The following is a 22546-nucleotide window of genomic DNA, read 5'->3' as shown; positions in this document are numbered from 1 at the left end:
GAACAGTTAAGTCCCACAAATCGTTGGATTTGTGGGACTTTTTAGATTTTTTGTTACCTACACTAAATCTTCTTGTTTGATCGAATAACACTTAGTGTTTGTAAGATGACAGACAATATTATTACCCCTAGCCCTATATAAAAAGCGGCGTTCAACTCTTTAGCCTCACTAAAAAGAAGCATAGCCAAGATAATGCTATAAATAGGTTCCAGATTATAACTCAAGTTTACCGTGAACGCAGAGATCTTTTTCAGGACTTGTATCTGAAGTAAATACAAACCAATCGTACAAACAGAAGCTAAAAGCAATAAATAAGTAAAATCTAATAGCCCGGGAACAATCGTCGATACAGGAAAATATCGCAAATAGAACGGTAAAATACAGGAAAGCCCGATAAAGCCACCTACCATTTCATACAAGAGCATGGTACTTGTTGAATAATTATTTCCGATCTTCTTATTCGTGATCGTGAACAAAGCCGCTAAAGCGGATGATATAATACCCAAACCTATTCCTAAACGATAGCGAGTATCGAAATGGAAAATCAGCACCACCCCGAATAAAGTCAACAAACTAAAAACAACCTCCTTGAAAGACACTCTATGACAATTAACCAATGGTTCTAGAAAAGCCGTAAAGAAACCTACCAGAGAAAAACAAACCACTCCAATAGACACATTCGAAGCCTTTATACTTCCATAAAAGAAAACCCAATGCAATCCCAGCAATAACCCTACTCCCCCTATTCTCAAGGCATCCCCGAAAGAAATTCGATTCAATCTTTTGCCGACGGATAAAACGAGTAAAAACAACAAAGACGCAAGCATCATACGATACCAGACCAATAGGGCTTCATTCAAGCTAATCAATTTTCCAAATATGCCCGTCGCACCTGCCAAAATAATAGATATATGCAGTTTTATAAATGCGTCTTTCATTATGTCACTATAATATTTAATTATGGACAAATGTACAAAGGAAATATAAGCTATCGAATTCAAACTTGATAAATACTCCGTTTTTTACCCTAATGGTAACTTTTTTCTAAATGGAGAAGCCTACTTTTGTGCCGCAAAAATAAAAAGAAAAGAAACTGATGATGCAAGACAGTATTGATTTTGGAACAATGAACATTCCGAAGTTGTTCCGTATGATGTTTATCCCTACCTTATTAGGTATGGTCCTTTCCGCCACTATTAATATCGCCGATGGAATATTCGTAGGAAGAGGCGTAGGAAGTGACGCCTTGGCTGCGGTAAATATCGTGGCTCCTTTTTTCATGTTAGCAACCGGAATCGGGCTTATGTTCGGAGTAGGCGCATCTATCGTCGCCTCGATCCACCTTTCACACCAGAAAGTCAAGGTAGCGAATATTAATATCACGCAAGCGCTTTCGGTCTCATTATGTATTATGTTATCGCTTTCCTTGTTAGTGATGACATTCCGTACTGAGGTCGCTCTTTTATTGGGTAGTTCCGAACAATTATTGCCCTCCGTATTGGAATATATGAACTGGATCGTCCCGTTCCTTGCCTTTTACATGTTATTGAATATCGGGTTATTCATTATCCGGTTAGACGGATCACCTACATACGCCATGTTATGCAGCGCTATCCCGGCCCTGATAAACCTAACATTAGACTATATTTTCGTTTTCCCATTGCATTGGGGATTAATGGGAGCCGCTTTAGCTTCCGCTATTTCCGTAATCGTAGGAAGTATTATGATCGTGGTTTATATCGTAGGTTTTTCTAAAGTATTACATCTTTACCGCCCTAAATTCTCGCTTAAAAGTATCTTATTGACAATCCGCAATATCGGATACATGGTAAAGCTTGGTTCTTCCGCGTTCTTAACTGAGGCAGCTATCGCTTGTATGATGCTGGTGGGTAATTATATATTCATGAGATACCTTGGGGAAGACGGGGTTGCCGCCTATAGTGTAGCCTGTTATTGCTTTCCTATCGTATTCATGGTGAACAATGCGATCGCCCAGTCTACCCAGCCGATCATAAGCTACAACTATGGCATACAGCAGTGGAAAAGAGTACGGCAGGCGTTTAAGTTAGCCCTGCTATGCGCTGTCGTGTGCGGAGGACTCGCCTGCGTGGGTACTATTTTATTCTGCCCGGAAGTCTCCTCCTTATTTCTCGGTAATCATGGCAACGCTTACGAGATAGCGGTCTCCGGCATTCCCTATTTTTCTTTGGGATATGTCTTTTTCGCTCTCAATATCGTTTGTATCGGGTACTACCAGAGCATAGAACGTTTCAAACCCGCTACGCTATTCACTATTCTACGAGGAATCGTGATTATCACCCTAAGTTTCATGTACCTACCTGTTGTCTGCGGAATTAAAGGTATTTGGCTGGCCGTACCTTTGTCGGAATTAATTACTTTTGTAATCATAGTGGTATACTATCTATTGAAACGTAGAAGAGCATGAAAGAGGAAGTTCGCCAGAAAGTGATGGAACGGTTTTCAATCTCTGAGCAGGCCATGCAGTTATTGCTGGAAAGCGCAGAGATGATGTCGTTTGTCCCCAAAGATATAATCGTACATGAAGGTGAGATAAACACGAATATGTATATCTTATCCAAGGGAATCTGGCGGGCTTATACATTTAAAGATGGGACGGAAGATACCTTTTGGTTCGCCGTGGAGAGCGAGATCGCACTCCCGGTATGGGGATATACTTCCGGCTCTCCTTCTCTTTATACCATAGAAGCCGTTACGGAAAGCGAGGCGTATTGCCTATCCAAACAGAAACTAGAAATCCTATTTCAATCCTCCGTGCAATTAGCAAATATCGGAAGAAGGATTCTAGAGAATTTTATGCTTGAGATCGAGACTTCATGGTTAAGTTCTTACAAACGAACCGCCATTGAACGTTACGCCATTCTATTGGACAAACAGCCCGAAATCATCCAATCCGTCCCCCTAAAATATATAGCTTCTTATCTAGGTGTCACGGCTCAATCCTTAAGTAGAATCCGGGCGAAGTTAGCTAGTTCTTTAACCTTTATCGTGTAAAGCCTCTTCATATCCCCTCGGACTGGAGATACCATGTCCAGCCATTTATATTTACCTGTACGGCATTCCATGTATTATCAGCAAAGAAAAAGATAATCTTATATCTATCTTGGCGATCCAGATATTCTTGTACATCCATATTATTTCCCTCCATACTAGTCAAGGCTAAAAAATCTGTCAAATTAATATTGAATACCTTTTTGCCGGTAGACTTCTCCGTTACGACAAAACGTGTCGGCCGATCTTCCATCAGCCGCATCGTGTTCAACTCGACAGCTGCCGCCGATGATGACTTTTGTTCCATATAATAAGGTCGGAAACTTAACACATCATCCTCCAATAACGAGTTGTCATAGGCCAGATGGCCATTCGACTCGATGATCTCATATTCATAATCATTCATGTTCACATTCCAATTATCTCCGGAGGTAGCCCGGATATAACTATCGGAATAACCTTGAAAAACAAACCGTATCTTATTCGTATCTTTTATCAGATCAATCGTCTTAGTCTGATGGCTGGTCCCTGTAAAATCAACGTCACTGATATAACCATACCAAAGAGGCTCCAGTTCTTTACTGATGATAAGAGACTCCTCACGTTTCAGCCTTAACCTCATATCAGTAATCGTATTCTCTCCCCTAGGCGTATAAATATCGTAGGAGTCACGTGCGCCGGCCCAAGCCAGAAATTGGTATTCTCCTATCGGAAGCTTTACCTCCATTTGGTAATTGCCTGTCGCCAACGCTTCACCTTCCTCTACTTGACTGAACAGAAACTTTCCGTCTTTGTCAAATACATAAAGCTCCACTTTATCCACCTGCGTATGGAACGCATCCGTGAAAAGCATATTATAGTCGTACTTAAACTTGACAAATAAACGACATTCGGGAAGATCCTCATGAAACATATCGCAAGAGGTCAATATCCACGGACAGATAATAAGGATTCCCCAAATTGTATAACGTATAAGACGGTTCTGTTTCATATTTTTCTATTTTTCTAATTAATCCTTACTCTAATTAAAGGGAGTTCCCAGAAGGAAAAAACACTGTTTGGAAACTCCCCTTTTCTAACCTGCGATACCTAACTAATAACCTAAAATCATAAGATCTCCTCTTGGCTATACCAAGTCCACGGGTTCACGTTAATCTGGATAGACAACCATGTCTCATCATTCTCATCTGGCGTATCTGGGTCCGGATCCGGAATAGTAGGATAACCCGGATTATTAAATCCCTTGATATTAATATCATAAACGGAATTACGCACAACCCCAAACTCTCCAAACTCATTCATCGCCTTATCCGAGTCATCATGTTTAATCATGATCTTGTAATAACTTACACCACCATCATAATAAAAGACCGTACCATAACTACCCGCCCCTTTATTCTCTACGGCAAGCCTTGCGTCTACAAATTTCTGTTTAAGTGCCGCAGCCTGCGTTTCTGCGCTTTGACCGGATTGCTTAAATTCATCTCCGGTTGGAATAGTAACCTCCTTGGAGGAATCCACGTATTTTACATACCGGTTGAAGGCTGTTGATATAGAGGTTGGATAACCGTCAGGGTTCCCATCCTTATATTTCTTTGTCAACTCATTTTCTATCCAGTCCATCAAGGTATCATATGTATAGCTTACGCCATTTACGATCATCCAAGACTCACCCTCTCCCACATCAACCGTACCGCCATCTAATTTTTTCAGTTTCTTCGGCGCAAAGTTCGCTTGTAAAAGGACTTGGGTCGTATAAGCATGGTTGTTATACTCTTTTTCTTGTGTATTCTCCAGACAATATTCAGTAACGGGATTAGATGCTGAACTTATCTCATTCCAAGATATGGCAGATGCGTTCGTCGAAGCAGACACAAAATTGTAATTATTCGTATACGCCACTTGATTCGCCTCGTTCCACTCACCGATATTCGTATTGTTGTAATTCGGGTCTACCCGGTATGAACCGATCTCATACCTATCGAATGGAGTGACACAAGTACCGCGAGCATCCGGAGTATTGGCAGGATCTTCATTCCAAGTCTTAATCCTCCTCGATACAGGATAATACCATTTATTAGTAACGTTCAGAATCCATTTCGGGCTATAGATCGATGCCGTGCTATTATCCATAGCGCCATCGCTGGTATATACACGTACTTTAGCGACAACACGATCTATATAAATCGCTAGCGGATTCTTTACCGCGACATCTTGGCTCTTATAAAGAGTTAAGTTTATCGTATTTCCCGAGTTATCCGAAGGTTCCAGATGACCTTTTGAGTTTGTCATCAAAAATGTTCCTGTTTTCGCGACACTCGTTGTTATCGACTCATCCTTCACCGCCTTGTTCACATCCACGAAACTAGAGCCTTCCCCGACGCTGGAGAAACCGGCACCCGGATTCGCGATAATCAGTATTGTCTTAGAAGTAGCCGGAATCTGAAAAGCCTTACTGCTACTGCTTGCGCCGGAAGATGTCAAATCACCGGAGCCGGTACTTAGGTCTATCACTTTTGTAACTAGACTCGCATCTTGATCGCCATCGAAGAAAATCGCTTTAACATCCTCAATCTCATATTCGCCTGTTATCGCATTCTCTTGATTAGGGGTATTCAATCCACGGGTAACGGCGGCGGGAGTCTTAATATTCAAAGCCACCCACGCATCGCCCGAAGGATCGGTTACTACATCGCTATTCCCATCCGAAATAGCATGGTCATCACTACACGCAGCAAACACTAGCGTCGCAAGCGCAAACATAAAAAGTCTTTTCTTTTTCATTTTACAACAATTAAACTGTTTCTAACTAAACACTTATCACTTTTTATCTCTTAGTCATCTTTTAATCCGTCACGACCGTTTGGGATAATTGACTAATATTTAACTTTATACGTTGTACAGAATTAGTATTCGAGGATACACCGGGATCTTTTATAGTAGTCAGGTATATAATGCCACTTCTCTGTTTGGACATTGTATTCCCCAAGACTTCAATATAAATTGTCCCATCATCAACCGTGATCTTATCCGTGTCCTCCCGTACAGCGCCGACGGAAGGACGCAGCTTTATCCAGCTCTTAGGATCATCCGCCCCATCTTCCACATATGCGGAAAGACAATAGTAGTTCATATCGAAACTATCGCTGCTATCCGCAGCCGGCATATATTTAATTGTCACTCCAGCCGCCGGTATAGCATATCTTTGCCTAATACGCACCGTCTTTTCGAGAGTCCCCAATTTCAGCGTGATATACGCATGATCTAACAAGCCATTCGATATTTGAGCTTCCACAGCCGTGATATTCGGATCTGATGTCGTATCATCCACGATCGGTATTCTCGCTCCATTAGATGGGTTTACCAGCAAGGGTACCCCAATGCCGACCTCGTTTCCATTATCACTAATCCGGCAGGCATTCGGAAAACGAGTCCGGCAATCCGTAATCAATTTAAAAACCTCAAAATTGGCACCCTCACTCGTATAGGCGATAAATACCGAATTACTGACTCCCAGAAAGAAATCGTTGTTCGCTACAACTTCGTATGAGTCTCTATTATCAACTGAGATCTCATAATCCAGAGCTGTGTTGGAAGGTTTAGAGGCTTTTGCATCTTCTACCGTATCATAGCCGGGACCTTTTGCCGTAACAATAGTGAATTGATAAGAATGATTACGTTGTAAATCCATTAACTGGACATCCTTATTGACGATCGCCATTTTATAGAAATAATCCCGTCCCCCATACGCACCTTGAATAATCAAGTGTGTATTATTCCGCATATCAGACTCATATAAATAGACTGGATCATTCTCAGTACTCTCCCCCCCATCTATGAAATCTGCCTGAACCAATAAGGATGAATAAGCAGCATCATTCCTGTATTCAGTCAAATTAGAGGTATTATCCCTAATGAGACCATCCAGCGTATGTAACGGTCCTTGCCTAGGTACATTCATAACCGCCACAACTCCCTTTAGCTCAAAGTTCGTCGCCTTATTGACAATTACCATTTTAGCGATCGCCCGGGTAAGCATCAAGGGCGTTCCGTCCGTATTCTCGATCTTTGTTGTATGATCTATCTTATCTACTTCCAGTAAATAACTCATCGGGATCACTTGCCCGTTACCACTATAAGGAATGACAGAAACCGAAGGTACCGCCAATGGAGCCGTCAGCATATTCGTACAGAAATCAGCCAATGTCGTCAAACCTTGCATCAATTGGGCAGAAAATCCAGTTTCATCGAATCCATATTCCGTAACCGCATCCCCATAATAAAATCTATCGGGTGAATTAGCCAATATCAATAACTGATATTTACTGTCATTCGATTGTTTAGTCAATATCACATATCTTTTTCCCGCTAATTCAAAGGCTTGCACGGCTTCCACAAAAGTAGCGTTAGGCCCTTCTCCTTTGAAAACAAACATCCATGGGTTCTTACCCACCGTACCCTCATCCATAAGTCCTTTTGTTGACGGGAGATGGTACGAATTAGCACGGGCGAAAATCTCCAGCTGTACTTTTTCAGAAAAGACTTCTTCCTCTCCTACCTGTTCAGACAAAGCAAATTCATGCTCACAGCCAGATAGCATTAATAGGGATAACAGAGCCCAAAAACCGATCATATGTATACTAATTATTCTCATTCTTTCACGCAACGAATTGTAAAACCAAATTGATGACTCGAAGACTTGGGAGTTGTCGCTAAATAATTATACTCTATCCCCCAAATATTACCGTGAGCAGAACCTTTCTCTTCTCCACTTGACGTATCAGTCCACCCCGGAGCCGCTGAAGAAGACCAATAATACCCTGTCTCACTCGCATATTCCAAACTACCATCCGTATGCCATCTTCGGCCTGCGGCCGGAAAGAAAATAGAGGCGTTATTGTCCGGATTAAATATCAAGACACCCCCATAAGCCGCTTCCGTCGTATCTAAAGACACTCCTTTATACTTACTGACCTTCCCCGAACCTCTTTCTATGCCATCGATCATATCTCTTTCCACGATAGGACGCCTGTCGAAAAAACCATCCGCATAGAATCCGTACTTGATCTCTTCCAGAATCTTAGGGATATATTTCTCCGGTTTATTCTGTGGATCAATCGGTTTTTCAGCCGTCACCCAATTTCCATCCCCTTTCATTGGATTACGGAATAACGACATTCTTATCTCGGATTTATATACATCATTATAGGTATAACTATTCAACACAATCCTATCCAAGGGACCGTCGCTTGGACGATGATAACCCGGGGGACAGATCTCGTAATAATCTTTCAGTTTATCCCCGCTCGTAGCATCCCAAAAAGTGGGAGTCTCAATACGTCTTATCGGCCATTCCGATAACTCCCACGTAGCACTCTTATTATTCACGTTGGTAGGGTGATACGCACGAAGTGCTAAAGAAGCATATGCTACCGGTAATCCCCATTGAAAATGAGCGCCGGCTTGAGTCGGATACTTAACAAAATCAACTTGATCAGTGCTTTTATCTATCTGCCTCCATTCATCCTTTGTATCAACATCATTTAAGAATGACCGAGCTGTCAAATTGTACGCACTAAATTTTACACCTAAATCCGGCCCCTCGTTTGTACCCCTCCGCATTATATAATCAGGAGCCTCTCCTTGGCGGACATATAAATCAGTTTCGTAAGTCGTCCCATTTTCCGTATAAGAAAGCTTTACGACACCATATCTAGGCACTCCTTTTCTAGGATTCTTGCTCTTCAATCCTATCCGGAAGTAAACACGTCCTCTTCCTTGTACAAAACTGCCTGTCTCACCTTTCTGTGAATTAGGAATAACCGGATAGTCTTCCGGATCTCCCGGAGAACCTGTTCCAACGTTAGGATCAAAGCTAGGTGTCGAGCTTATCACTATAAAATCCTGATATTCGGTTGGAACTTCCACACGCCACTGATACCAATAACTCCACTTGTTCCCACTAATTATCCTTTCTCCACTTTCATCATCCTTATAGAAAGCCCCTACATAAGGGTTAGACCATAGATGATTCGTTGAATTAATATCAAACGGATAACGATTTCCATATTGACTGACCTTTACGGTTATCGTTCTACGAATAGCGTTCTTCCCCGAGAAATCTTCCGCAGCCATCAATGTAATCTCATAGGTTTCCTTACCTATAATATAGTTTGGCAAATCAAGTAAGATATCCATATAGCCCGCTCCAGTACTCGGATCATACGAAATCCTCTCATCAGCGTTCGGCTGCCACTCTTGACTCGACAAAGCGTTAAACACCTCATTCGTTTCCTTATAAGTGTTTGTACTTAGCACTTTTACTTTATCAAAAATCCTCACAACCGGCATATTGGACGAGAAAGAGATTCGTGCCCCGTTAAAATCGGTAATATCGACCTCCGTATGTGACACATTTAGCACTCTATTACCAGATATATTCCAATCATTTGCTATTGAATCCCAATCCGATGCCTGTATATTCATCTCCAAGGGTTGTTTAATGATCCCGGTAAGATCTAGCTTCGTATTTTTAGGTAAGTTATAATCAACCGGCTCTGAGTTTATTTTCAACTCACAGGAGGGATTATAGCTATCCTCCATATCTACCGTAAAAACCACCGCATTTGCCGGATCGTTCTTTCTCTCCAACTCATTAGAGGGCAAAATAATACGAGTGATCTTCCGAGCCCAATTCATTCCGGGAATATTTGGAGTAACAGAGGAGAAATAATCACCATCTTCTCTCAATGTAAAATTACGTGTTACATTCCTCTCAATAGTAGAGCCACTATATTGAGCTGTCAATGGGATCAAATTAGGGATACCACTAAATATAACTCCATTAAAAATATCATCGAAATTATCTGCCGCCTCCAAAACAACATCTACTCGAACTCCCAGACGATTAAGGGCCAGTTGTAATAAAGAAACCGTTGTCCCATCACTCAATTTAGCCCCTTTACCTTTTGGTAAAACCTCTACGTTATTTATTTCCTGCATCATTGGGATCGATTTCTCCGAAGAAAAAGAGCTTGCGGGATAAGCGATAAGATTCAAATCGTCATAACGTGAAAGAGTGTTCAGTTTATTGGCTATAACGTTATCCGTCGGTTCATTCGCCAAAAATACGAAATCATAATTCCCAGCTACGATTGGATGCCGGATGATATTTTCTATCCATTGATTCTTACTATAGTGAATATTAGATATGCATGCTCCCGTTGTCTTATTGAAAGCCAAAACACGAAGCGTATTCACGTCGTAGTCCTCTTCGCTACCCGAATGAGTCGTATTTTGAGAATCTATATTCCTAATAGAAATATAGGCTCCTTCCACATTACCGCTAATCATTGTCTCATCCGTACATGAGAAAAGGATTATCAATAACAAGACTGCCACGAAACCTTTATATATTTTACACTCTTCCACTATCATAAAAATTGCTCTAATGTTATAATGCAAATATCACGATATAAAAAGTCACAATAAACTAAATATGCACCCAATAATGACAATATGAATCACAGTTTACATCTAATTATGCAATTATTTTTCAGGCCGTTACAGTTTCCAGAAAAACAAGATCAAAAGGCTCTATTTTTCTATTATACGCAAGACTCTTATCAAACAGTTCCGATTATCGAAACAAATCACATTAATAAGAATCCACGAAAAAGCCCTTAAACGAAAGATCGCTTAAAGGCTCAATAAACATCCCTTATAATATTCATTTATGTAGAAATTAGGTCCGTTATATTTCGTCTTATCTATAATTATAATATATCAATAACCGATCTCTGTCTTTTTATAAAATCGATACGTTGTGCCTCTCCACTTTCGGATATTAGGATAGAATGGCGTTTCAATGCCTGAATCCAATCTCGTTGCATTTTACAAATCTGCGGACTTTGGGAGTCCATAGAATTGATTGAATAAACTCGTAGCATACTAATTTGGAAATCCAGCTTCTCTATATAAGTATAGGTTGCCTCAAAATCAATGCTTGATAAGTAGAAAAACACCTTATGGCCCTCACTGAACTCTCCTGTGATAGATAAAGCCTCCATATGAGTAAGTAATTGATAAAGTTCCTCTTTCAAGCACAGAACATCCTCTTTCGATATCAAATTCAGGCAAGCAAAGTATTGGACCTCTTTCACGAAAGAAACAAAAATATTCATATCCCAGATAAAACTGGTTTTCGGACAATTCTTTACGCTATAACTTAATTTTTTATGTACATTTATAATTCGTTCTTCCACCACCATCCCATATAGAGAATTTGGAGTCTTTATCTGTCCATGATGATATAACCAGCGGCAAAGACGGAACTTAGACAGATATTCAAAAGAGGAATAAAGCGTAAAAGGCAAAACATTCGATGCCGTACAAACCTCCGTACTCTTATCTCCTTTCACATAGTCAAATATCCGTAAGTAACGATCAATAATCTCATAATAACTTTCTATCGCATTGGCAGACCGGAGCAAGTTCATATCGAAAGTCACTCTATTATGCAAGTGATTTCCTATGATCTGATCTATGGAGATCCCCAACTTATAGGAAATTTGCGCAACCTCATCAATCGTAAAAGCGACCTCTCCCCAAAGCCTGCGGTACACCGCCTCTCTCCCGATACATAAAGTATCCGTCAAGAAATTAGCAAGATTTTGTCCGGGAGGAAACCTATCTTTCATTGCGGTTATCAATTCATTTACAATACTATCTTTCATTGCCTTATACCTTATTTCCAACTATTAATATTCCTTGATACATTTGGCAAATGTAAAACATGTAAACGATAGTTTTGTACGATAAAGCAAGCCTATGAGAATTGTTCCTTTTCTAATTAAAGCAAACACAGACAGAAAAAGATAGAAAACGAAATTAAACTAAAAAAGCACCTATAAATTTCGAATCGCACAATCGGAAGATCTAGGTTGTTTCATTTATCGAAACAGGTTCAAACCCTAAAGCGTATTTATAATCTCCCTTTGTCTATTGAAAAACTGGATACGTTGCATCTCTCCACTCTCGGAGATCATGGTAGAGAACTTTTTTAAAGATTGAATCCAGTCTTTCAAGCTATTAAACATCTCAGAATCCTGTGTCGTAATAGAATTTATCGAGTAAACCCGTATCATACTTAACTGCAAAGAACTTGTTTCCAGATAACTATACGTAGCCTCAAAGTTAATATGCGATACATAAATTCGTACACTATTGCCAGCCTCGGTCTTTCCTCTCATGGCAAGTTCTTCCAATTCATCCACCAACACTAATAACTCCTCTTTGATACGTTGTATATCCTCACAGGAAATAAGATGGATATCGGAGAAATATTTAATGTCATTGACCAAATGATGGAAGATCATATTATCCCAAATATAATCCGTAGAATGGATATACTGTGTCAACGATACAAATTCTCTTTGGGTATCAACCAGTTTTTCCGGTATCTTCAGATTCTCAAAATGATTGCATTGGATATGCTTATTCTGATACATCCACTTAAATAAACGAAACTTTGACAAAAGGTCATGCTTCAAATAAAGGATCTGAGGAATAGTATTGGAAGAGGTACCCAAAGCCGTAGTAGGATCATCCTGAAAGGCCCTAAAGATCTTCACATATCTAGACAAGATCGTAAAATAAGCATTAAAAGGATCATCGTGATCTACCACATTCAAGTCGAACACGGCATTGGCACTAAAACTAACCCCTACTATTTTATCCAATGACACACCCAATTTCCTTGAGATAAGAGCTGCCTCTTCCAAGGTGAAAGGAACCTCGCCACGTAAGCGCCTATAAATGGCTTCTCTGCCAATATAAAGGGTATCCATCAACAGATTCGCCAAATTTGTCTTAGGAGGAAGTTTTTCTTTTAAAGCTTCAATCAAGCCTGTATTTAATTCATTTATCATCATAACCATGTCGAATGAAAAATCATCTACTCTAGTAACATATATAGAGAGGAAGTTGTTTCGAGAACAAGTACATTCGTAGATGGATTTTCAAAGCACGTAGCTTTTCAGCTTATTCATATCAACTATTTTCCCTTCCCGGGAAATAGCCCCTTCCTCTATCATTTCCGAGAAACTACGGGCCAATGAAGGACGGGCCACTCCAAAATATTCCGAAAGCTCTGTTTGATTACGATCCTGCTTATAATGATCTCCTTGAATACGTTTAAGTATATAGTAAGCCAGTTTACCTTTAATGGTCTTAATCGATAATAATTGAAGACGTTCAGAAAGAAATTGTGTCCGGTTGGCGTTAAAAGCCATATAGCTTTGAAGAAAATGCTCGTTTGTCGCCAGCAAACGCATCACCGCATTCTTAGGTATTAAAATGATCTCGCATTCCTCCAAGGCGATAACATCTACCGGGAAGCGATTATTTTCCGCAAACAAAAATGCGGAGGCCAAAGGAGTAGGCGCCGATAAAGTCTCCACTTCCAGAATTGTCCCGCTTTCGGTGATCATCTCAGTCTTTACCCGTCCTTTACTCAATAGATAAAGCGAAGATAAGGCATCTCCCTGACGAGCCACCCAGTCACCTTTCTTAAACGACCTTGTCGAATAATCCAACGAACTGAAAAGAGCGGTTTGCTCTTCCTCAGACAATTTTCCGCAAATAGGACACAAACTCAGATTCATAAAACTTCCTTTTGCGGATAAAGATAAAGAAAATAATCAAAGAGTGTAACAACTGTTACAGGTTAAACGATCTTCTATCCCCTACATTCGCGATAAACTTATAAAATAAAAGCTATGTTCTGTTATCAATGTCAAGAAACCGCCCAAGGAAAGGGCTGTATATTAAAAGGTGTATGTGGTAAGACCGCCGAAGTGGCCGGATTACAAGATTTACTGATGTACTTAATGAAGGGAATCTCCAAACTAACAACGACTTTACGCAAGCGAGGCGTGGAATCATCCACGGCCAATAAGTTTATCGTCGACGGACTTTTCATGACCATCACAAACGCCAATTTCGATTCATCCAGATTCGTATCAAAGATCAAAGAAGCCTATCAGCTACGGGAGAACCTTCTCGACGAGCTACATCGACAGGGAATCCATCCATCCTTAACCTGCGATTGTCTGACTTGGAAATCGGACAAAGTAGAGGAAATGGAGGTCAAATCGAAAGAAGTAGGTATTCTCGCCACAGAAAACAAGGATATCCGCTCTCTACGAGAATTACTCACTTATGGGGTAAAAGGTATGGCTGCCTACGTGGAACACGCTTACAATCTAGGCTTCGAGGATACCAGCCTCTATGCCTTTATCCAAGACGCCTTGGTCGCAACGACTCAATCGGACCTGACCGTCGCCGATTTAACCCGATGGGTACTCACCTGCGGCGAATACGGAGTAAAAGCCATGGCCTTATTAGATAAAGCGAATACTTCCACCTATGGCAACCCGGAAATTACGAAAGTGAATATCGGCGTAGGAAAGAACCCGGGTATACTTATCAGTGGGCACGACTTGAGAGACATTCAAGACTTGCTGGAACAAACCGAAGGTACAGGCATAGATGTCTATACACATAGCGAGATGCTTCCTGCACATTATTACCCGGCTTTCAAGAAGTATAAGCATTTTGTAGGAAACTACGGTAGCGCCTGGTGGAAACAAACATCTGATTTCGAGACATTCAACGGAGTTATCCTGTTTACGACCAACTGCCTTGTCCCTCCCCGTTCTTCCGCCACTTATGCCGATCGGGTCTATACGACCGGCTCTACCGGGTTCGAAGGATTCCCACATATCGCCGATCGTAAGCCCGGAGGCTCTAAGGATTTCTCTGCGTTAATCGAACACGCAAAGAAATGCGCCCCTCCAACGGAAATCGAACATGGGGAGATCATCGGTGGATTCGCTCATGAGCAGGTATTCCAATTAGCCGACAAGGTTATCGATGCCGTAAAATCAGGAGCGATACGTAAATTCTTTGTCATGGCAGGTTGCGACGGAAGAATGAAGAGCCGTAGCTACTATACCGAATTCGCCGAGAAATTACCGAAAGATACCGTCATATTAACCGCCGGTTGTGCCAAATATCGTTACAACAAACTGCCTTTGGGGGAGATCAGAGGTATTCCACGGGTATTAGATGCCGGACAATGTAATGACAGTTACTCATTGGTGATGATCGCCCTCAAGTTAAAAGAGATCTTCGGGCTGGATGATGTCAATGAATTACCTATCGCATACAATATCGCATGGTACGAGCAAAAAGCGGTAATCGTATTACTCGCCCTACTCTACCTAGGCGTAAAAAACATTCACTTAGGACCGACATTGCCAGCGTTCTTGTCGCCGAATGTAGCCAAAGTATTGGTCGATAATTTCGGGATCGCCGGAATAGGTAGCGTGGACGAAGACATGGAACTATTTCTAGGAAAGTAAAATAAACCTTTCCCGATCCGCTCTTGTTTTCCTATCACATTTTAATCGATTCAAGATGAATAAGGAACAACAAAAAAGAGTAGCCGCCATTCATGACCTATCGGGATTTGGCAAATGTTCATTGACAGTTGCCCTCCCGATCCTCTCGGCGGCAGGAATAGAGACAAGCGCCTTACCTACGGCCATACTTTCTACACACACAGGAGGTATTCTCGGCTATACTTATAGAGACTTGACGGAAGATATGCGTCCGTTCATGAAGCATTGGAAAGAATTGGATATCCGTTTCGACGCCGTCTACAGCGGCTTTCTTGGATCTTTCGAGCAATTAGATATCGTAAAAGAGTTCTTCTCCCTTTTCAAGCGGGAAGATAACCTGATTCTAGTCGATCCTGTCATGGGCGATAACGGAGAACTATACAAGATATTCACCCCTAAATTCGCCAAAGGAATGAGATCCCTTTGTGAAAAAGCGGACATTATCGTACCGAACCTGACGGAGGCCGCATTATTGTTGGGCGAACCCTACCAAGCAGGTCCCTATACCAAAGCTTATATCGATGGTATTTTACATAAACTAAGTCAGCTAGGCCCTAAGCAAGTTGTCTTGACCGGTGTCTATTTCGACGAGAAAGAACTGGGAGCCGCCACTTTCGATATGGAACGAAATGCGACAGAGTATGTTTTAACAGAGAAAATACCCGGTTATTATCATGGTACGGGAGATGTTTTCGCAAGTGCTTTACTGTCCGGTTTGTTAAATAATTTCAACTTGGAGAGATCTGCGGAAATAGCCGTTCGCTTCACGACAGAAAGTATTCTTCGAACATTCAAGGCGCAAACGGATTATCGCTTTGGCGTGAACTTCGAACAATCCATTCCGGATTTACTAAAAGAACTGAAACTGATATAAATGAGAGCCTTTTTTTTCTCATATTTGCAAATAAAAGGAATATAATAGTATGGCTAAATTAAGAATAGCGTTTTCTGGTATCGGTGCGGTGGGTGGTTATTACGGAGGTATGGTCGCCGCCCGCTATCAAGGAACAATAAAAGCAGATATCTTTTTTATCGCCCGTGGAGAAAATCTAAAGGCTATCCGTGAAAACGGTTTACAAATGCAACTAGGCATCCGGACAATCCATACGGCTCCGGCACTAGCCACCGATAATCCCGCCGAGATAGGGCCGGTAGACTACCTTTTCTGTTGTACAAAAAGTTACGATCTAGAAGAAAACATCCAGCAGCTAAAGCCTGTTATCGGACCTGAGACCGTTATCATCCCCTTGCTAAACGGATTGGATATCGAAGAACGAATCCATAATATACTACCCGAACAAGAGGTCTGGAAAGGATGTGTTTACATCGGTTCCCGCTTGACAGAGCCGGGTGTTATCGAGAAATTCTCCTTGAAAGAACGTATTTTCTTCGGTAACAAAGATGCAAACAAAGATAAGCAAACCGAGTTGCTTAAATTACTTATGTATGCCCGGTTAAACGCTTTTAATCCAGCGGATATAGACCTACGCATCTGGAAGAAATTCTTCATGATCTCTACGGCGGCTACGGCTACGAGTTTCTTCAACCAGCCCATTGATGAAGTACTAGCCCAACATATCGACCTGTTCATCGCTTTGGGTACGGAATTAAAAAGCGTAGCGGAGGCTATGGGAGTCCGTTTACCCGATGACATCGTCTATACTTCCATCGAGATGCAAAAGATGATGCCGGCCGGCTCCACGACTTCCATGCATAGTGATTTTCTCGCCGGGAAAAAAACAGAGTTGGAAACATTGACAGGATATGTAATTCGTCAAGCGGAGAAGCTCGGCGTTGATGTCCCTACTTATCGATTTATGTATAACGGATTGTCTTTTTATCCCTATCCGAAGAAAACAGAAATATCATAATTATGCAAAATATAATAAACGGGCGTTGTGGTTGGTGCGGAACTGACGAGTTGTATATGGCGTACCACGATCAAGAGTGGGGAAAGTTGGTGACTGACGATAAAACACTGTTCGAGTTTCTTGTATTGGAAAGCTCTCAAGCCGGATTGAGTTGGATAACAATCCTTCGGAAGCGTGAGGGATATCGTAAGGCTTTTTGTGACTTCGACACCGAACGGGTAGCGCAAATGACCGATGAGGATGTTGAACGGTTGATGCGGTTTGAGGGTATCGTGAAAAACCGCCAGAAAATCAAATCCACAATCACAAACGCAAGGCTGTTCCTCGCCATACAAAAGGAGTTCGGCAGCTTTTACAATTACACCCTGTCATTCTTTCCCGACAGAAAACCGATTATCAACACATTCCGGTCATTGAGCGAGATCCCTGTCACGTCGCCTGAATCCGAAGCCATGAGCAAGGACATGAAGAAGAGGGGCTTCAAATTCTTCGGACCTACAATTTGTTACGCCCACCTACAGGCTTCGGGATTTATCAATGATCATCTGATAGACTGCGTTTGCAGGAAAGGATAATAAAAAGTGAAGTGCCCCTCGAAAGTTGGACAAAAAACTTTCGGGGTTTATTTATGTCAAGACATCACACATTAGCAGAAAAACAAGAAATCCTCCGTCTTCATGAAGAGGGAGCCAGCATGGTTGAGTTGATGACTCGTTTTCATGTCAGCGATTATTATTTATATATTCTTTTTGGAAGATATAAGAAATATGGCATTGACGGTTTAGAAAATTACAAGAAAACCGTTATAAGTTTGGCATTGAAGTTGCAAATAATCAAGGAGTATGAGGAAGATTGCTTACCTTTGTGGCAGCTTTGCGTGAAGTATGACGTCAGTCATTCCAGTATTTGCCGTTGGATACAGCAATACAAATCTGGAGGATATGAAGAATTGTACCGTCATAAGCAGCGAGGGCGACCAATCAAGAATATGGGACGACCAAAAAAGAAAGAACCTCAAACGGAATTAGAAAAGCTCCAGGCTGAAAACTTACGCCTGCGGGCAGAGAACGCCTTGCTAAAAAAAGCAAAGGCCTTAATGGAAGAAAAAAGGGCCAAAACGAAAGACTCTGGTCTCTAGTCATCCATTCATTAAGGCCGGAATATGGTCTCGACCTATTGTTAGAGATTAAAGGAATGGCTCGTTCTACGTTTTATTACCACCTTAAACGACTTGGCAATACCTCAAAATATAAAGAGGAAAAGAAACGTATAAAGGAAATCTTTCAGGAAAGCAAAGGACGCTATGGTTATCGCCGCATCACCTTGCAATTACGTAATGATGGATATGTTATAAATCACAAGACGGTAGAGAAACTGATGCAGGATTTGGGAATCAAGTGTCTGATACGCAAAAAGCGGTATCGCTCCTATAAAGGAACTGTCGGCAAAATTGCACCAAATATCCTCAATAGGGATTTTAAGGCAGATTGCCCTTATAGTAAACTTGCCACAGATGTGTCACAAATATCAATTGGTCAACAAAAAAGTTTTTTGTCGCCTATAATAGATATGTTTAATGGAGAAATACTTAGTTATAATGTATCTGACAGAGCAGATTTAGAACAAATAAACAAAATGTTGAAGGATGTTTTTGCTATTACAGACAAAGCACCGGCAGGGAATAAAATCCTGTTGCACTCTGATCAAGGATGGCAGTATCAACATAAAGACTATCAGAATGCATTGGCCCAACACGGGATAATACAAAGTATGTCCAGAAAGGGGAATTGTTTGGATAACTCTGTCATGGAAAACTTCTTTGGGATTATGAAATCCGAACTCTTATACTCCAGGGAGTTTAAATCCATGCAGGAGTTCAAAGAGGAACTTGAGCAATATATTGATTGGTACAATAAGAAAAGAATTAAAATGAAGCTAAATGGAATGAGCCCGGTACAATACCGAGCTCATTATGAAGAGAATTTATAAAATTAGAATTTAACGTCCAACTTTCGGGGGGCACTTCAAAAGTCCGGTTTATTAGATTTGACACACCCTCTCATTACTATTTAGCGCATCGATCTTATTGACCGATATAAGTCTCCATGAACTTAGCGCCCGGAGCCGGAGAGATGGTTACAACCTCCGTGTCAGCGGGGATCAAGACAGTTTGACCTTGGTGAACAAAGATCTCGTTTCCTTTATTATCACGGATGGAAGCCTTGCCTGCCATACAGATGTAAACGACAAAAGAATCCAGTTCCGAGAAATTACGAACCATAATCGTATCCAGATCCAAAAGGTTTGTCGTGAAATATTTACAGTCCGCCAACTCTACCGTGGCATTCGTATGACCTTTGTAGTGAGTACGGTAATCCGGATACAACGTATAATCGATAGCGTCTTTCGCCAATTCCGTATGCAGCTCACGGCCATTACCGTTCACATCTTTACGGTTGTAATCGTAAATACGATACGTGATATTACTGGTCTGCTGGATCTCGGCGATAAAACAACCCGCTCCGATCGCATGCACACGTCCCGCCGGCAAGAAAAATACATCACCTTCATTTACGTCGTAACGTTGAAGCACATCCATGATCGTATTGTTCTCCACCCGTTTCACGTATTCCTCTGCGTCGATTTGCTCAGAGAAACCGGAATACAAGCCAGCGCCTTTCTCTGCCTTGATCACATACCACATCTCCGTCTTACCGAAAGAGTTGTGGCGCTTTTTCGCCAGCTCATCGTCCGGGTGAACTTGAATAGATAAATTATCACGGGCATCGATAAACTTGATAAGCAAGGGGAAAGTCGTCCCGAATCTCTCCATCACCTTCTCTCCCAGCAATTCCTTGCCATAAGAGCGGATCAACTCATCCAAAGACTTACCTTCCAACTCGCCATTATCGACGATTGAATAATTTCCCTCAACATGAGAAAGCTCCCAGCTCTCGCCTACACCATTCTCAACCGGAGTAATACCCTTAAACGGGCAGATATCTGAACCGCCCCAAATCACCTTCTTGAGGATCGGCTTAAATGTAAATGGATATAACATAACGTGTTTTGTGTATAGAGTTTTACTTTTTGACCTTCACTTTCCTTAATACGACGGCGCTACGTGCCGGGATATAAAGTTTCAGCCATTCTTTCTTTTCTTTCTTATATAACGGATCAAATTGCGTGAAATGCCTTATGGTATCATCAGCCAAGCCAAACCCCCCGAAACGGGTAGCGTCGGTGTTCAATACGACCTCATATTCTCCCTTCGGAACTAAGAAACCGTAATCCGTGAACGATTTCGTCGGGCTAAAGTTGAACACAAAAACCAAGTCTTTACGCATATAAGCCAATATCTGATCGCCATCATTATCCCAAACCTTCTGGATAGGGGTATCTTGGAAATTCTTCACATCCCCGATCAATTCCAACATCTCACGGTCGAAATCGCCCAAGAAATGGTACTTCAAATCCAAGTTGTCCACCAAATCCCATTGGCGGCGAGCGTATTTATAAGACCATCCATTGCCCTCCCTCGGGAAGTCGATCCATTCCGGATGCCCGAACTCATTTCCCATAAAGTTCAGATAACCGCCATTAATAGTAGAAGCCGTAACCAAACGGATCATCTTATGCAAGGCGATACCTCTATCTACCATGAAATTATGGTCATCTTTTTGCATATGCCAATACATATCGGCGTCGATCAAGCGGAAGATGATCGTCTTATCACCCACCAAGGCTTGATCGTGGCTCTCGGCATAACTGATCGTCTTCTCATCGGCACGACGGTTCGTCGTCTCCCACCAGATCGAAGACGGATGCCAATCCTCATCTTTCTTTTCCTTGATCGTCTTGATCCAATAGTCCGGGATGTTCATAGCCATGCGATAATCAAAGCCATAACCACCATCCTCTATCTTAGCCGCCAAACCCGGCATGCCACTCACCTCCTCGGCGATCGTTATAGCGCCCGGATTCACCTCATGGATCAATTTATTGGCCAAGGTTAGATAAGCGATAGCGTCGCCATCTTGGTGGCCATTAAAATAATCGCCGTAATTACAGAAAGCCTCGCCCAAGCCATGGCTGTAGTAAAGCATGGAGGTCACGCCGTCGAAACGGAAACCATCGAACTTATACTCCTCCAGCCAGAACTTACAATTCGACAATAAGAAATGAAGCACCTCGTTCTTTCCATAATTGAAGCACAGGGAATCCCATGCCGGATGCTCACGGCGTTCGCCACTCAGGAAATATTGGTCATACGAACCGTCAAAGCGGCCTAATCCCTCCACCTCGTTCTTTACGGCGTGGCTATGTACGATGTCCATGATCACGGCGAGACCCATCCCGTGCGCCTCATCGATCAGTTGTTTCAACTCGTCCGGCGTACCGAAACGGGAAGAGGCGGCGAAGAAGCTACTTACGTGATAGCCGAACGATCCATAATAGGGATGTTCTTGTATAGCCATGATCTGAATGGCGTTATAACCATCCTTCGCTACACGAGGCAATATATTTTGACGGAATTCATTATACGTCCCCACCTTCTCCTCGTTGGTGCTCATACCGATATGGCACTCGTAGATCAAAAGGGGAGACTTCTTAGGTTTGAACCGTTTATTCTTGAATTTATAAGGTTTCTCCGGGTTCCATACTTGAGCGCTGAATATCTTAGATTGCTCATCTTGCACCACCCGGCGAGTCCATGCGGGAATACGTTCTCCGCTACCGCCGTCCCACTCGACCAGCAACTTAAACAAGTCCTCATGATACATCTGCGCATCGGTCAAAGCGATCTCCCATACGCCATTCGCCTTACGTTTAAGCTTGTATTTATTATCTTTCTGCCATCCGTTGAATGTTCCAATCAAATAAATAGCGGTAGCATTCGGCGCCCATTCACGGAACACCCAGCCTTTCGTGGTTTTGTGTAACCCAAAATAAAGATATCCGGAAGCCATCTCGGATAAGGTTAGTTTACCATTATTCGTCAGGCTCTTTTCTTTATCAATCACGTATTGATACCGGCCTTCTATAGCCGCCTCATAAGGGGCCAGCCACGGGTCATTTTTTATCAGATTTAGAGACTCCATGATTTATTATAATTTGGTTCTCGGCAAAGATAAAAGAAAAAAACATACCCATTGATAATATTAGGATATTTCTTATATT

General features: G+C 41.8%; 17 protein-coding genes and 1 pseudogene. 8 read left to right on the top strand and 10 right to left on the bottom strand.

Translation table 11 applies throughout. The features are described 5' to 3' along the window. Positions 1 to 62: 62 nt before the first annotated feature. Positions 63 to 938 (bottom strand): DMT family transporter, encoded by an 876-nt coding sequence (locus ACYIA1_RS03535; RefSeq protein ID WP_250788522.1) that lies wholly within the window; start codon positions 936 to 938, stop codon positions 63 to 65. 158 nt (positions 939 to 1096) lie between these two features. Here ACYIA1_RS03535 and ACYIA1_RS03530 point away from each other — a divergent pair, with 158 nt between their 5' ends. Continuing rightward, a complete protein-coding gene (locus ACYIA1_RS03530) occupies positions 1097 to 2446 on the top strand; it encodes an MATE family efflux transporter (protein WP_250788520.1) in 1350 nt (449 codons plus the stop codon). Continuing rightward, the gene (locus ACYIA1_RS03525; RefSeq protein WP_008779579.1) at positions 2443 to 3033 is read left to right on the top strand and encodes a Crp/Fnr family transcriptional regulator; all 591 of its coding nucleotides are present in this window, start codon (positions 2443 to 2445) and stop codon (positions 3031 to 3033) included. The genes ACYIA1_RS03530 and ACYIA1_RS03525 overlap by 4 nt, the downstream gene beginning before the upstream one ends. A 7-nt stretch (positions 3034 to 3040) precedes the next feature. Here the strand turns inward: ACYIA1_RS03525 and ACYIA1_RS03520 are convergent, their stop codons facing one another. From ACYIA1_RS03520 to ACYIA1_RS03490, 7 genes are all read right to left on the bottom strand, one after another. Further along, a complete protein-coding gene (locus ACYIA1_RS03520) occupies positions 3041 to 4021 on the bottom strand; it encodes a FimB/Mfa2 family fimbrial subunit (protein WP_170105511.1) in 981 nt (326 codons plus the stop codon). Between the two features lie 116 nt (positions 4022 to 4137). Then, the gene (locus ACYIA1_RS03515) at positions 4138 to 5814 is read right to left on the bottom strand and encodes an Mfa1 family fimbria major subunit (protein WP_008778117.1); all 1677 of its coding nucleotides are present in this window, start codon (positions 5812 to 5814) and stop codon (positions 4138 to 4140) included. Between the two features lie 61 nt (positions 5815 to 5875). Then, the gene (locus tag ACYIA1_RS03510; protein ID WP_034530409.1) at positions 5876 to 7684 is read right to left on the bottom strand and encodes a hypothetical protein; all 1809 of its coding nucleotides are present in this window, start codon (positions 7682 to 7684) and stop codon (positions 5876 to 5878) included. Beyond that, on the bottom strand, positions 7681 to 10467 hold the full coding sequence (locus ACYIA1_RS03505; RefSeq protein ID WP_005866256.1) for a fimbrial protein: 2787 nt from the start codon (positions 10465 to 10467) through the stop codon (positions 7681 to 7683). Before ACYIA1_RS03505 ends, ACYIA1_RS03510 begins: the two co-directional genes overlap by 4 nt. A 338-nt stretch (positions 10468 to 10805) precedes the next feature. Then, positions 10806 to 11765: a hypothetical protein gene (locus ACYIA1_RS03500; protein ID WP_413639454.1), complete on the bottom strand. Its 960-nt coding sequence runs from the start codon at positions 11763 to 11765 to the stop codon at positions 10806 to 10808. A 237-nt stretch (positions 11766 to 12002) separates the two neighbouring features. Then, a complete protein-coding gene (locus ACYIA1_RS03495) occupies positions 12003 to 12962 on the bottom strand; it encodes a hypothetical protein (protein ID WP_005866250.1) in 960 nt (319 codons plus the stop codon). Between the two features lie 87 nt (positions 12963 to 13049). Next, a complete protein-coding gene (locus ACYIA1_RS03490) occupies positions 13050 to 13694 on the bottom strand; it encodes a Crp/Fnr family transcriptional regulator (protein WP_005866248.1) in 645 nt (214 codons plus the stop codon). Between the two features lie 114 nt (positions 13695 to 13808). Here ACYIA1_RS03490 and hcp point away from each other — a divergent pair, with 114 nt between their 5' ends. From hcp to ACYIA1_RS03460, 6 genes and pseudogenes are all read left to right on the top strand, one after another. After that, the gene (hcp, locus tag ACYIA1_RS03485) at positions 13809 to 15455 is read left to right on the top strand and encodes a hydroxylamine reductase (protein ID WP_005866246.1); all 1647 of its coding nucleotides are present in this window, start codon (positions 13809 to 13811) and stop codon (positions 15453 to 15455) included. Between the two features lie 55 nt (positions 15456 to 15510). After that, positions 15511 to 16368 (top strand): pyridoxamine kinase, encoded by an 858-nt coding sequence (locus ACYIA1_RS03480; protein ID WP_005866243.1) that lies wholly within the window; start codon positions 15511 to 15513, stop codon positions 16366 to 16368. Positions 16369 to 16417: 49 nt separating this feature from the next. Continuing rightward, positions 16418 to 17365: a ketopantoate reductase family protein gene (locus ACYIA1_RS03475; protein WP_005866241.1), complete on the top strand. Its 948-nt coding sequence runs from the start codon at positions 16418 to 16420 to the stop codon at positions 17363 to 17365. Between the two features lie 2 nt (positions 17366 to 17367). Further along, positions 17368 to 17940: a DNA-3-methyladenine glycosylase I gene (locus tag ACYIA1_RS03470; protein WP_480334388.1), complete on the top strand. Its 573-nt coding sequence runs from the start codon at positions 17368 to 17370 to the stop codon at positions 17938 to 17940. A gap of 53 nt (positions 17941 to 17993) precedes the next feature. Beyond that, complete coding sequence (locus ACYIA1_RS03465; RefSeq protein WP_052647234.1) at positions 17994 to 18503, top strand: helix-turn-helix domain-containing protein; 510 nt, start codon at positions 17994 to 17996, stop codon at positions 18501 to 18503. Further along, positions 18500 to 19354: pseudogene (locus ACYIA1_RS03460) on the top strand (IS3 family transposase); the annotation flags it as partial. The gene ACYIA1_RS03465 and the pseudogene ACYIA1_RS03460, both read left to right, overlap by 4 nt. 94 nt (positions 19355 to 19448) lie before the next feature. On the opposite strand, the gene ACYIA1_RS03455 reads toward ACYIA1_RS03460, so the two are convergent. Together ACYIA1_RS03455 and ACYIA1_RS03450 are read right to left on the bottom strand one after the other, a co-directional pair. Beyond that, a complete protein-coding gene (locus ACYIA1_RS03455; protein ID WP_122378939.1) occupies positions 19449 to 20426 on the bottom strand; it encodes a type I phosphomannose isomerase catalytic subunit in 978 nt (325 codons plus the stop codon). A gap of 22 nt (positions 20427 to 20448) precedes the next feature. Then, complete coding sequence (locus ACYIA1_RS03450; RefSeq protein WP_022192727.1) at positions 20449 to 22467, bottom strand: alpha amylase C-terminal domain-containing protein; 2019 nt, start codon at positions 22465 to 22467, stop codon at positions 20449 to 20451. Positions 22468 to 22546 lie beyond the last annotated feature (79 nt).

This window comes from Parabacteroides sp. KHUB-02 (genome assembly GCF_056640955.1).
Note: the sequence above shows the minus strand (reverse complement) of the source record. Positions and strands in the feature narration are given on the sequence as shown.